The 14005-nt window shown below is 34.3% G+C and carries 10 protein-coding genes and 1 pseudogene; 10 read left to right on the forward strand and 1 reads right to left on the reverse strand.

The annotated features are described in order from the left end of the window. From WGMM_RS03365 to WGMM_RS03375, 3 genes are all read left to right on the forward strand, one after another. Window positions 1–1623: 30S ribosomal protein S1 (locus WGMM_RS03365; protein WP_038250118.1), on the forward strand; the 1623-nt coding region annotated here is incomplete at its 5' end. A 29-nt stretch (window positions 1624–1652) separates the two neighbouring features. Beyond that, the gene (locus WGMM_RS03370) at window positions 1653–1931 is read left to right on the forward strand and encodes an HU family DNA-binding protein (protein WP_038250120.1); all 279 of its coding nucleotides are present in this window, start codon (window positions 1653–1655) and stop codon (window positions 1929–1931) included. A gap of 72 nt (window positions 1932–2003) precedes the next feature. After that, entirely contained in the window at window positions 2004–2330 is a 327-nt protein-coding gene (locus WGMM_RS03375; RefSeq protein WP_010082086.1) for a cell division protein ZapA, read from the forward strand. Here the strand turns inward: WGMM_RS03375 and WGMM_RS03380 are convergent. Then, window positions 2305–2583: an FAD assembly factor SdhE gene (locus WGMM_RS03380; protein ID WP_006279484.1), complete on the reverse strand. Its 279-nt coding sequence runs from the start codon at window positions 2581–2583 to the stop codon at window positions 2305–2307. The genes WGMM_RS03375 and WGMM_RS03380 overlap by 26 nt on opposite strands. A gap of 98 nt (window positions 2584–2681) precedes the next feature. Between WGMM_RS03380 and rseP the strand changes: the two genes are divergently transcribed. The 7 genes and pseudogenes from rseP (at window position 2682) to ffh (ending at window position 13226) form a co-directional block, all read left to right on the forward strand. Next, window positions 2682–3800, forward strand: a complete 1119-nt coding sequence (gene rseP / locus WGMM_RS03385; RefSeq protein ID WP_038250123.1) for an RIP metalloprotease RseP — start codon at window positions 2682–2684, stop codon at window positions 3798–3800. Between the two features lie 8 nt (window positions 3801–3808). Continuing rightward, window positions 3809–6139, forward strand: coding sequence for an outer membrane protein assembly factor BamA (gene bamA / locus WGMM_RS03390; protein WP_038250126.1), 2331 nt, complete (start codon window positions 3809–3811; stop codon window positions 6137–6139). Next, entirely contained in the window at window positions 6140–6691 is a 552-nt protein-coding gene (locus WGMM_RS03395) for an OmpH family outer membrane protein (protein ID WP_038250128.1), read from the forward strand. A gap of 4 nt (window positions 6692–6695) precedes the next feature. After that, complete coding sequence (fabZ, locus tag WGMM_RS03400) at window positions 6696–7127, forward strand: 3-hydroxyacyl-ACP dehydratase FabZ (RefSeq protein WP_038250133.1); 432 nt, start codon at window positions 6696–6698, stop codon at window positions 7125–7127. 45 nt (window positions 7128–7172) lie between these two features. Next, entirely contained in the window at window positions 7173–10055 is a 2883-nt protein-coding gene (locus WGMM_RS03405) for an FAD-dependent oxidoreductase (protein WP_038250131.1), read from the forward strand. A 303-nt stretch (window positions 10056–10358) separates the two neighbouring features. Beyond that, window positions 10359–11918 carry a proton-conducting transporter transmembrane domain-containing protein gene (locus WGMM_RS03410; protein ID WP_038250136.1) on the forward strand — a complete coding sequence of 520 codons (1560 nt, stop codon included), beginning with the start codon at window positions 10359–10361 and terminating at the stop codon, window positions 11916–11918. Further along, window positions 11903–13226 (forward strand): annotated as a pseudogene (gene ffh / locus WGMM_RS03415) (signal recognition particle protein). Before WGMM_RS03410 ends, ffh begins: the two are co-directional and overlap by 16 nt. The last annotated feature ends 779 nt before the right edge of the window (window positions 13227–14005 follow it).

Raw genomic sequence — 14005 nt, forward strand, 5'->3', positions numbered from 1 at the left:
CCGGTTACTATCAGAAAGCTATCATCAAACAAATTTATAGAAGAGATATGTCAAGGCCAATTTGAGGATCAAGATAATACCTTGTTTGAAGATTCTTTTCTTAACAAAATTAAAGAAGGAGATGTGGTAGAAGGTGTAATTACAAGAATAAACCCTAACGACGTTGTGGTTGATATTGGTTTAAAATCTGACGGGAGAATTCTGATCAAGGAACTCGGTTGTAATGATGAGGTCATTATTGGCTCGAAAATCAGAGTTTATGTGGAAAGAATTGAAGATTATCATGGTAATGTTGTTCTTAGTCGTGAAAAAGCAATTAGGGACGAAAAATGGAATAAGTTGGAAGAAGATACAGTTACAAGGGCTGAAGTAAGCGGAGTTATTAAACGCTCAATTAAATGTGGCTTTATTGTTGATCTTGGTGACGGAATAAGCGCTTTTTTACCGCTGAGTCATGTGGATTTGAAGCAAGTAAAAGATGCGAAGCACCTTATTGAAACTGAACAAAAGTTCATCGTGCTTAAAATGGATAAGAAGCAGGGCAATATTGTAGTATCAAGAAAGCTGGTGTTAGAAAAATTGCACGCTGGTGAAAAAATTAAATTTTTAGAATCTTTAAATGAAGGCGATATAATAGAAGGGAAAATAAAAAGTATCACTCATTACGGTGTATTTGTCGGTATTCATGAATCAAATGTAGTGGGAGTTATAGATGGATTGTTACATATTACAGATATCTCTTGGAGTAGGGTAAGTCATCCGTCTGCAGTTTTTACTTGTGGTCAGACTATAAAAGTTAAAATTATAAAAATAGACAAGGAAAATGCTAAAATTTCCTTGGGTGTGAAGCAGCTAGAAGATAGCCCTTGGCAAGATGCAGAGTCAAAATATCCAGTTGATAGTGTGCATAAGGGTTATGTAACAAGCATAGAAGATTATGGATTATTTGTTGAGCTTAGACCTGGAATTGAAGGTTTAGTGCACTCGTCAGAAATAACTTGGGTTAAGGGTAATTTACCAGTTAGTAGTCTCGTAACAAGGGGACAAGAAGTATATGTAAAAATTCTCAGTATTGACATTGCTAAGAGTAGGATGAGTTTAAGCATGAAAAGGTGTGTAGACAACCCTGGGCAAGTATTTATCAATAAATATCCTCCTGGTTCTATTGTTTCTGGTGAAGTGAAGAATAATACCGGCTCATATGTATCTGTTGCTTTCGGTGATTCTGAAATAGATGAGAACGTAGAAGGGACAATATATGTGAAAGATTTTAGTTGGTCTAAAAATGGTTCAGATGAGATAAAGAAGTATAATGTAGGTGATAAAATAGAAGCAAAAGTAATAAGGGCTAACGTGAATCGGGCAAGAATTTATCTTGGAATAAAACAAATAGAGTATGATCCTCTTGAAGAACTGATAAAGAAAGTTAAGGTAGGTGATAAAATACAGGTTATTGTAGGTAAGAGAGAAGATAATGGACTAGTCGTTGAAGTTGAGAACGATGTAACCCTTCTAATAGACCAAGAGCATTTACCAGAGAATAAAAAATTCTCTATATCAGAAAAAATAGAAGTTGAAGTATTGGGTGTTGAAGAATATAACATAGCATTATCTGCTAAGTGATAAGGTTTACTTATTTTGGCTTCATATAAATGGCAACAAAGTCTGATATAGTAGCGAGGGTAGCAAAAAGACATCCTTTTTTAGATAAGATTGTTATAGCAGCTATAGTTGATAGATTTTTTGGGATACTTTCAAGCACATTGAAACATCATAATAGAGTTGAAATTAGGGGGTTTGGTTCTTTTTCAGTTAGAAGTTATAACTTGAAAGAAACAAGCCATTTAATGTTACAGAAGTTTACAAAGAATCAATACTTTAAAACATATTTTCGTAGCAGTAAAAAATTATCTGATTTGATAAATGAATAAAGATTTATACCATAAATAAGATGAAAGTAGGGGTTTGAGTTTATACTGTACGATAGAAATTTTTAGCACCATATGCAAGTAGTAGAAATAGTTATACGTAATAACACATATAAAATATCTTGCGAAAGTGGGAAGGGGAATCATTTATTACGCCTTGCTAATAGTTTTGACAAGTTAGTTAGTTCTGTATCTCAAAAAACTGGAGGTAAGGGTTCGGATGCATTAAATTTCTTACTTGCAGCACTAATTCTTGAGGATAAAATTTTAGAATTAACAAAGCGATTAGATGAAGTAAATCAAGAGCGCGAAAAGTATAGAAACGAGAAAAGAATAGAATATACTGAGGTACTAGATAAGGTAAATAAGATTATCACTAATCTTGAGTGCATAAAGGATTAGCTTCAATAAAGCAAGCAATTAAATTGACTATCTGACTATTCAAGCCAGGAGGGAGGTTTGTCTTACGAGTTATGTAACAATATAATTCGTAATCATCAAGATCAACTATTTTTTCGTATTCGATTAGTTCGCTTAAGGAAAATTTATCAAGATATTTCAACGCGAAATGCCCTAAAAGTATATCGGTTTCTTTGCAACCCCTATGCCAGCTTCTATATATTAATTTTCTTCTGAGTAGTGAGGTATCTGTCATTACAATTAAACTTTTTTAATTTAAAAGTTAAACTAAATACTTGTCAAGCGAGGCGCATTTTAATATACTTAACATTTTGTTAAGATCTAAATATACAGGTGGAATTAATTTCTAATCTTATCCATCAATTTAGCGATGGAATATATTATTTTTTATCATTTTCTTTAATAATTTCTGTCATAGTATTCGTGCATGAATATGGGCATTATGTTGTTGCCAAAGCATGCAAAGTTAAAGTTGAATCTTTTTCCATAGGTTTTGGTCCTGAAATTTTTGGTTTTAACGATAAGTCTGGAACTAGATGGAAATTAAGCGTTGTTCCATTGGGTGGTTATATTAAAATGCTAGGAGATACTAATGCAGCGAGTGTCCCAGCTGATCAACAAGAATTAACGGAAGAAGAAAAATTGTATTCATTTCATACAAAACCGCGTCATAAAAAAGCAGCAGTAGTTTTTGCAGGGCCTTTTGCAAACATGGTATTTGCTGTTATAGCTTTTACAATATTTTTTAGCATAGCAGGTTATTATCGCACTCCACCGGTGATTGAAAATGTAATCGAAGGTAGTGCGGCTAAGCAAGCTGGTTTGTTGCCAGGTGACACTATTACACAAATCAATGAGCATAAAATAAAATACTTTGAAGATATTTCACGTGTGATAATGTCGAATCCTAAAACAAGAATGGAGATTGAGTATAGCAGAAATAATGAGAAGCACAGGACCAGTTTAACTCCATTAATAATCAAGGACAAAGACGTTTTTGGCAACACAATAGAAAGAGAAACTATAGGGATTATTTCAGTCAATACATTAAAGCAGTCGTCTTTTCTTGGGGCTGTGAGCTTATCAGTAAGTGAAACTTACCACACTATGTGCTTAACGATCAAAGCTCTCTTTCACATTATTGTTGGTAAAAGGAGTATCAATGAAATAGGTGGGCCAATAAAAATCGCAAAGTATTCAGGGCAATCAGCTAAAAAGGGGGTCGTTATGGTTGTGTATTTCATGGCAATTATTTCAGCTAATTTAGCTGCAATTAACTTGCTGCCAATACCACTGCTAGATGGTGGGCATTTATTTCATCATATCATAGAAGCGGTTATACGTAGGGATTTAAGCTTGAAATGTCAAAAATATGCAGCTATTTTTGGTGCTTTAGTGTTGTTTTTGCTTATGGCAACTGGAATGTCAAATGATATTAGGGATCTTTTTTGAAATAAAATATGAAAAAGCTATTTTATATACTAGTAGTGGTTTTTATTTCTTTTCCTGCCCTGCTTGTTGCTTTAGGAACTGCGGAAAAAGTGCAGGTGAAAGATGTCAAATGTATTGGTAATGAGAGGGTAAGCAACCAGACAATAGGGTCCTATATAAAACTAGAATCTGGTGATTATATAAACGACGATGATATAGACTCAATTATAAAAGATCTATATAAAACAAAGTTATTTGCTAGTGTTAATGCTTACATAGATGATAAAAAAAATTTAGTAATAAAAATTCAAGAAAATCCACTGATTAACAAGGTAGTGTTAAAAGGCAATAAGTTATTTAACAGCAAAGAGCTGCTAAGTAATGTGATTCAATCAAAGTCGCTAACTATTTTAACTGAAACAAACTTGCAAAACGATTTAGTGAATTTAGTCACTACTTATAGAAATAACGGTAAGATTGGTGTTAAAATTGAATATGACCTGAATAAGCTTGATGGCAATAGGGTCAATCTAATTTTTAAAATAAAAGAAGGCAAAACCTCTAAAATTAAGGATATAAGATTTATAGGCAATAAAAACTTTTCTGAAAATAAGCTGGAGCAAGTTATCAAAAGACATAGTAATGACATATTTAGTAAGTTATTTAGAGCTATTTTTAAAGGCGGAAATCATTATTCACCGCAATATCTATTGATTAACACAGAATTGCTCGATCATTTTTATTCATCTAAAGGATATATTCAAAATAATATTCAACCAATTGTTGAGGTTGATAATAACAATCAAACAGAGTTAACTTTTTTGATTGACGAAGGACAGCAGTATTTATTTGGAAATAATGAGGTTAATATTGAAACTGAAATTCAGGATTTGAGCCTAAAAGAAGAAATATTGGATTTTATAACAGAGGAAAACGATAAGATATTTAATAGAGTTAAAATTAATAATACAGTAGAAAAAATAAACAAATATTTAAATGATATATATTTGCAAAAGTTAATCCAGAGTATGCACAACATGACAATGTTGTGTAATGTAACCTACAGAGTGCTGCCGGGTAAAAAGATTTATATAAATCAAATTACAATTGATGGTAACGATCGCACTTTAGATAAAGTGATCAGAAGTAAGCTAAGTGTAGCAGAAGGTGATGCGTACAATATATCTGAGATTCAAAAGTCACGTAAAAAACTAATGAGTAGTGATTTTTTTGAAACAGTGAAAGTAAATAGTTATGCAGTTAATGATAATGCAGTAAATCTTGACTTAAGTGTTAAAGAAAAAAACACTACTTCGTTGTATTTGGGAGGAGGTGTGTCTCTTCCTGGTGGAGCATTGATTAAAATTGACCTCAAAGACCGTAATTTATTTGGTACTGGAAAAGAGCTCTCTTTTGCTCTTGAAAAAAGTCAATACGTATTTTCTACTGATTTAGAGTTTGTTGAAAATAATTTTAACGATTCTGATACGTCGCTAGGCATGGGTGTATTTTATGAAAAACAAGATAAACCAAACACTACTTTTGATAGTTGCGATATGGGATTTTTTACAAAGTTATCATATAAAGTCACAGAGAACTTAACTAATTCCCTTCGCTATTCTTATAAGTATAATCATATACACATGGATAATAAGGGTGGACAAGACACCGATATCTCTGAAATAATACTGGACCGAAAAGGTAAACATCAGATTTCATCAGTGGGATACACGTTGGCATATAATAAACTGGATAATCTATATGCTCCAAAAGAAGGGTATTTACTGCGCTTAAGTCAGGATATTTCAGGATTGGGAGGAAACGTGAATTTCCTAAAATCTGAATTCTTATCTTTTTATACGCACCCTATATTAAGCAAAATTGACGATGATATAACGCTACGCTTTAAGATGGCGGCAGGTCATGTTTTTTCTTATACTGATGAAAATCTAAACATCGGCCAGCACTTTTTTAAAGGGGGTAATGAGATTAGAGGGTTTGACCTTTCTGGTATTGGACCAAGAGCAGAAGACAAAAATAAAAGCTCATTAGGAGGCAAAACTTATTTTAATCTAACACAGCAAGTGGATTTTCCTCTACCAAAACTATATGACTATGCTGGTATCAAAGGCTCACTATTTGTTGACTATGCAACACTTTTTGGCTTAGATGATAAAAATAAGAAGTATGAAGGGAAATACTACGATAGCAAGCTTGTGAGACTGTCACCAGGTTTTGGCTTTTCAATGCTTTCTCCTTTTGGTAGACTTAGATTGGATTTCGGGTTTCCTTTAGTAAAGGAATCTTATGATATAATACCATCACCAAATGTTAAATTTTCTATTGAAGCGGGGATTTGAATGAAATATATACAGTTATTTATATCAGTTATTGCCTTAATTATTTCCTTATTTGTGGGGTATAAGCTTGTAGGATATCAACCTCAGAACACAAAAGCTGCAATTATCGATAGTGACAAAGTCATCAATGAATCTCTTGCTCTGCAAAATATACAACAACAAATAAAGGAGCAGAATTCTAGATTACAACAAGAATTTGAAAGTGAGTTAGAAAAACTTAAGCCATCAAAAGAAGAATTTGAACTTTTGTCAGAAGAAGCAAAAAAAGAAAAGACAGAACAGTTTAATAAGCACACTGTAAATACTAGAGATAATTACGCTAAAAAAATGTTACATTTAGAAGAAAGCTATAGAGACGCAGTAGAGAGTGTTTTTAACAAGATAAAAGAAGTCGCTAAAAAAACGGCAGAAAAAAACAACATAGATTTGGTACTATTTATTTCAAAAAAGAACCAAGTTTTATACTCCATGGATGAAGTTGATTTATCAGATGTGGTATTAAACAATATAAACAAGAAAATACCTGAATTTGCTTTGAAAGGTATTGAGTAGGCTTATGCAATTTAATATCAGTGATATTATAAAAATATTACCACATTCTTATCCGTTTCTCTTAGTAGATAGAGTTATAGAGTGTGATCCTGGTAAAAGTATAAAAGCAATCAAAAATGTGACTTTCAATGAGCCATTTTTTATTGGCCACTTCCCTGGTCATCCAATAATGCCAGGAGTCTTGATAATTGAATCTCTAGCTCAGGCATCTGCTATATGTGTTCTAGGTAAAGGAACAATAGAAAATAAAGTTGTTTACTTGAGATCCATTGAAAATGCAAAATTCAGAAAGCTAGTTACTCCAGGGGACACATTGATTCTTCAAGCTAACATTCAAAGTGTGTGTTTAGGTGTACACAAATTTAGGTGTATTGCATCTGTTAGCGAAGAAAAAGTTGCAGAAGCAACAATCTCAGCAGTATTGCAAAATAAATAAAATCTTCATCTGTAAGAAACAGCATGTACACTGTATGGTATAGCAATGAAGCTGAATTTCAACATCTCATTTTCTAATCTATATACTCGCAATGGATTAATAAAATTAGATGAGACATTTTTGAATTATATCAAATCATGTGATGAGAGCTTGTTTTGTTCATTAATTGAAGCAAGAGAAAAAGCAGCTTCTTCTTCGATGTCATCCCAGTGTCACCTCCCATCATCCCAGTGTCACCCCCCGTCATCCCAGTGCTTGACACTGGGATCTAGAAAACAAGAAGGACGGTCAGCTACTTGGATGACAGATAGTCAGTTAATAGTAGATCTCTCATATTTACTTGATGAATTTATTGCAAAACTTTTCAATGTTGAAAAAGAAATAGAGGAGCTAAAGAAAAAGCACAACGACTTTGCTGTAATATATAAGTGCAAAAGATTATTTGTCCAACGCTATGCATTGAAGAAATACACTAATGTGGCGAATATAGATATTACTAACAAACTAAGTCATTTTCTCACTTTGCCAACAACAGAAAAAAATTTTGCTGAGCAGGTGATGCATTGGTTTGAAGATAAAGAAAATCACAAAGAAGAAATAGAACTTGCAGCACAATATGCAGTGTGGAGAGTAAAAAATAAACAGAGTATATTATTCAGTATTCATAAAAAAATCGACCACGAAAACCTCATACCATTTTCTAAAAAAGAAGTGGACAAAGTTGAAGTGCTGTATTCAAATGAAGTAAAAAGACGATACGGTTTTGGTCTAACAAGCAAAAAGGTGAGTTTGAATAAAGCACTAGATAATGCTCACTACTGCATATTTTGTCATAAGCAAAGTAAGGACAGCTGCTCAAAGGGGCTAATTAATAACGACAATACTTTTAAACAATCTCCACTAAAAGTTGAACTGCACGGCTGCCCACTAGAGCAGAAAATATCAGAAATGAATCTGGTGAAAAGCGAAGGGTACAGCATAGCAAGTCTTGCAATTGTGATGATAGATAATCCGCTATGTGCAGCCACTGGGAACAGAATATGCAATGACTGCATGAATTCGTGCATATATCAAAAACAAGAACCCGTAAATGTGCCAGCAATTGAAACAAGGATTCTGGATGATGTGCTCAGTTTACCGTACGGATTTGAAATATATTCTCTGCTCAGCCGTTGGAATCCTTTAAATTTTCAGCGTTCATTGCCAAGAGAAAACACCGGAAAAAACGTTCTAGTTGTAGGCCTTGGTCCTGCTGGTTTTAATTTAGCTCATCATTTGTTGAATGATGGGCATAACGTTATCACCATTGATGGACTAAAGATTGAACCTTTGATCGATAATTTCCAGCTAATTAAAGATTTCAAACACGAAAAATTGAGTGAACGCACGGCAGGAGGGTTTGGTGGGGTGGCAGAATATGGTATTACTTCTCGGTGGGATAAGAATTACTTAAAGATTATTAGATTACTGCTGGAAAGACGTGAGCATTTCGCACTTTATGGAGGCATTCGTTTTGGTGGCACGATTAATGTTGATGATGCGTTCAACTTGGGTTTTGATCACATCGCCCTAGCACTTGGCTCTGGTAAGCCACGAATAATCAAAATAAAAAACATACTAGCTCGTGGAGTGCGTATGGCATCTGATTTTCTGATGTCGTTACAACTGACTGGCGCTCTTAAATTTGATTCTATAGCAAATCTGCAAGTTCGTATGCCGATAGTTGTCATAGAGGCGAGGCTTACTGCGATTGACACTGCCACTGAAGCTTTAGCGTATTATCCAATTCAAGTAGAAAAATTTCTTCTTCGTTATGAGATATTAGTTGATAAGTATGGAAAGGACTGTGTTGAAAAAGATTGGACAGAAGAAGAACGCGAAATTGCGAATGAGTTTATATCGCACGCACAATTGATCCGAGAAAAGCAAAAGTTAGCAAAAAAAGGGAGTAGAGAAATAAAAATATTAGAGTTAATGCAGAGCCTCGGGGGAGTGAAAGTTATATATAGAAAAGAGCTAAAAGATTCACCAAGTTATCGATTAAATAGCGAAGAGGTGCAAAACGCATTATCAGAAGGGATTTACTTTATTGAAAACTTAGAGCCAGTTGAAGTTGTGACGGATAAATATAACCATGCTGAATTAATAAAACTGATAGACACAAAATCCGGCGAAATCAAACGTATAAAAGCACGTTCTATTTTTATAGCAGCAGGTACTGAGCCAAATAGAGTTATTGCAACAGAAGATAAAAAGCATTTTAAATTAAGTAATGGGTATTTTACTCATTTGAATTCATCAGGAAAAGAAATAGACCCAATATTTTCTCCTAAAATGCCAAATAAAGATAGAATATTAGTGTATAAGCAAGGCAATAAAACAATCAGCTTTTTTGGTGATCTTCACCCTTCGTATAGTGGCAGCGTCGTGAAAGCTATGGCAAGTGCTAAAAACGGCTACCCTATTATTTCTCAGCTTTTGAGTGGAGTTAATAGCTTCGTTTCTGTCATTCCAGTGTGTGATGTTGTGGGCCAGAAAAAAAATGCGTGGTCAAGTGTTGAAGAACTGGCTAATAAAGAATTATTTAATAGAATCAAAGAGCAATTCACTGCAAAGGTTATAAAAGTTCAATATTTAACAGACAAAGTTGTGGAAATAGTGATAAAAGCACCACTTGCGGCAAAGAATTTTAAGCCTGGGCAATTCTTTAGATTGCAAAATTTTGAAACCAATGGCAGAAAAGCCAATAATACAAACCTTGCTATGGAAGGTATAGCCGTAACCGGCACTGAAGTAGACAAAAAAAAAGGAATTATTTCCACTATTGTGCTGGAAATCGGCGGCTCCACTAATTTATGCAGACACTTAAGAGAAGGCGAGCAAATAATTCTTATGGGCCCAACTGGCAGACCTACTGAGGTTTACTAAGTCTCAATATTAAAGTGATGCCAAATTTTATTTCAAAAAGTAAATAATTTACTAACGCTCGTGCACAAATTAAAAATAAATTATGCACGAGTGTAGCGTTATGAATTAGGAGTGCTATATTAAAGCTTACCTCACTATTAAAGCTGTCGGTCAGATTAGATTAAAAACCTAATCTGACCGGTTTCTCTATAACCCTCTAAACTCTGATATAATTATATGATAATTAGTTTAATTAGTGGTTAATATGCAAATTGATTTTATTCATATATTGAGATAGCATAAACCATATTGGTTTTAATTGTTGTGCAACTTTATAAATCGTCACTGTTACTTCTACTGACTGTATTAATAGTTATAGTCCTAAAATTACCTGAAAATTTGAGCATTGCAGTAAATTGGTCTCTCCCAATTCTAGATTTTGATTTATCTTTTCGTACCATACTAATATCTTTTTTATCAGTTGCATTTTTAGCTGTTCTACCAGCACAAAATTTGACTTTTTCAGAGATGCTATCTTTTGCTGCTTACACTATTAGTTCACTTTATGCAGTTTTATCTGAACATATGATATTGGTTATAATATTCTGTGAATTAATGACCATCAGTGCATTTTTTATTATCGCAGCTAGCTGTAGAGATAGTGGACCTGCAATAAGGTACGCTTGTGTACACTTTTTCGTTGGAGTTATATTAATAGCAGGATTGGCACTTCAAAGCACTAACCTGATAATTTTGGGTTTATTGATAAACTGCGCTTGTTTTCCTTTTTCATTTTGGGTTGTTGATGCATATCCTGCTGCATCGCTACATGGCACCACATATCTCTCCTTATTTACCACTAAAGTCTCTTTTTTAGTGATGCTTTTACACACTTATAACCTATGGCAAGATTGTACTGAAATATTAGCGCTTGTAGGCGCCATCACTGCAATTTACAGCATTATATTTGCTTCTCTTGAGCAAAATATTCGCAGATTTTTATGCTATAACGTTGTAGGACAAATGGGCTTGCTGATTATTGCAGGAAGTTTGCTCAGTCCTTCGGAAAAAGCAATACCAATTTTGATACTGCATATAATCTTCTCTCTTGTTTATCAATCATTATTGTTTGTGGTCAGTAGTTCGATTATTTCACAAACAAAAACAATTAGTTTTAATGGAGTGGGTAAACTGATGTCAGTGGAAGGCATGTGTGCTATAATCGCAATACTTACAATGGCTGCATTTCCTGGAACCGTTGGATTTATCAGTAAATCATATATCACAGCTGAAATTGAAATGAACACTGTTGCCTTAAAAGGGTATAAAAATTTATATAAGCTTCTAAATTTGCTGCTTCATTTAAGCGTGGGGCTAAAGTTTCTTTATTACTTATTTATTGCAAAAAGTAAGTCAAAACCTTTAGCAGAGAGAGGAGGCAAAATGACTATGATTATTTTAGCATTTATATGCGTAATCGCTGGCAATCCTTACTTACCTATTTACAATAAGCCTTCAATTTTTAATCTTGCGTACAACACAAAAAATATTTGGTCGCAATTTAATTTATTACTATGTACCACTTTATTGTTTATTCCTTTACGCAAGTTATTTTACCCGAGAGTAAATTTTAAAATGGATGTTGATTGGATTTTTAGAGCTTTCATACCCTATATTATCTTGCTGTTCAATCAGTTAGTCTCTAAAACTAGAGAAATGTTTGCCAGCGTAGTGCAAAACTTGACTAATCCACTTATTGGTTTATACTTTAATAATATTACTAAACTTAAAGAAGTGCTGAGTTATAACTCAGTGAGTTTTGTTTCAGCTTCTTCTCTCTTTTTAATGAGTATTCTACTAATGCTATTATGTTTAAATCGTTAACTGAAAGTTTAAATTCTGTATTTAGTAAACTGAGAGGAAAGTCAATCATTTCTGAAGATGATTTTAATCTTGCCATGCGTGAAATACGCATAGCCTTAATTGAAGCTGACGTTTCACTTGAAGTTGCAAAAAAATTCATCAACGACATTAAAGATAAAGTGATTGGGGAAAAAGTCATAAAAAGTGTTTCTCCAGCACAAATGATAATTAAAATTGTACAGGATAATTTAGTTGCAGTTCTCGGATCAGAGAAAAGTGACTTAAATCTAGCAGTTAAACCCCCTGCTGTGATTATGATGGTGGGCTTACAAGGTGCAGGTAAAACAACTACCTCAGGAAAGCTTGCTTTAAAACTAAAAAAGCAAAAGAAAAAAGTGATGCTTGCCTCTTTAGACATTTATAGGCCTGCTGCCCAGAAACAACTTGAAGTGCTAGGTAAACAAATAGATGTGCAAACTTTACCTGTAGTAATAGATGAGAAGCCCATTACAATTACAAAAAGGGCAATAGCAATAGCAAAGAACGGTAATTATGATGTATTAATACTAGACACTGCAGGCAGGCTTCATATTGACAATAATATGATGAATGAGTTGAAAGCCGTAAAGGAAATAGCTTCACCTGCAGAAGTTATTTTAGTAGCCGACGCAATGATAGGCCAGGATGCGGTCAACATTGCCAAATCATTCAATGAGGTAATAGGTGTAACCGGCATTATTCTCACCCGTGTTGATGGTGATGCACGTGGTGGTGCTGCTCTTTCTATGAAAATGATCGCCGATTGTCCAATTAAATTTATTGCTTGTGGTGAAAAATTAAGTGACCTCGATGATTTTTATCCCGATAGAATTGCAAAAAGGATACTTAGCATAGGTGATGTTGTATCATTGGTTGAAAAAGCTGCTGAGATTGTTGGTCAGGGAGAAATTGATAAGATACAAAAGAAAGTGAAAAAAGGTAAATTCGACCTAAACGACCTAGTGGGAATGTTAAAAACTCTGAGTAAAATGGATGGCATTAGCAACATAATGAAATTCATTCCTAGTTCATTTACAAAAAAGCTAAGTAGCAGTGTGCCAGATGACAATAAAGTGAAAAAATATATAGCCATCATAAACTCAATGACTGAAAAAGAAAGGCAAAATTCAGATATTTTAAATGGCAAAATGGTCCGGAACAACTGTAACTGACATTAATCTTCTAATTAAGCAGTATAATCAAATGAGCTCTATGGTAAATAAGTTCAGTAAAGTTGACCATTGTAAACTCAAAGAATCTGATTTGATGGATATGCTAAGCAGAAAGTAAGTCAGCAGGTAGTGAAATGAGACAAATCATCAGTAAACCTTTAGCTATATCAAAAGCGACTTAGGTCTCGCAAAAAAATTTACAGCTTCTTGCTAGCCAAGAAATTTATTATTAATTTTAAGAAATACTATAGCTGACCCAAGCAACACGTCATACCGCCGCGGTATCTCTAGATCCCGCTAACACGTAGCGGGATGACGAGGCTTACCTTATCGGATTGTTTCAACACGTCATACCGCGATTCATTCGCGGTATCTCAGCCGCTAACAAGAGATCCCGCTAACAAGCAGCGGGATTACGAGTTACTATACCGCTGCGAACCGTCATACCGCCGTGGTATCTCTACATCCCGCTAACACGTAGTGGGATGACGATTGTCAGGGTGGCTGTCATCCCAGTAGCCTCTTTCTCTTGTCATCCTAGTGCCCTGACTACTTGGATCCAGAAAGAAGAATGGTGTCATGAAAGTAGCTGACACTGGTCTCCATCCAAAAGGGTGTCATCCGAGTAGCTTGACTACTTGGATCCAGGAAACTTAATTGCAAGTAATGCATTGGGTTTGGTGAGTATGGGTTTTGCGTTATAGAATGAAGCACTTTTTGCAAATTTGTAAAGAAAACTGGATCCAAGTAGTCAGGGCACTGGGATGACATCATCCTTTTTTTTGGATTCCAGACTGGAATGACAGCAGTCCTACGTCATACCGCGATACATTCGCGGTATCTCTAGATCCCGCTAACAAGCAGCGGGATGACGGTTGTCGTTTAGCTATAAATATT

The sequence above is a fragment of the Wolbachia endosymbiont of Glossina morsitans morsitans genome, from assembly GCF_000689175.1.
Lineage (GTDB): Bacteria > Pseudomonadota > Alphaproteobacteria > Rickettsiales > Anaplasmataceae > Wolbachia > Wolbachia pipientis.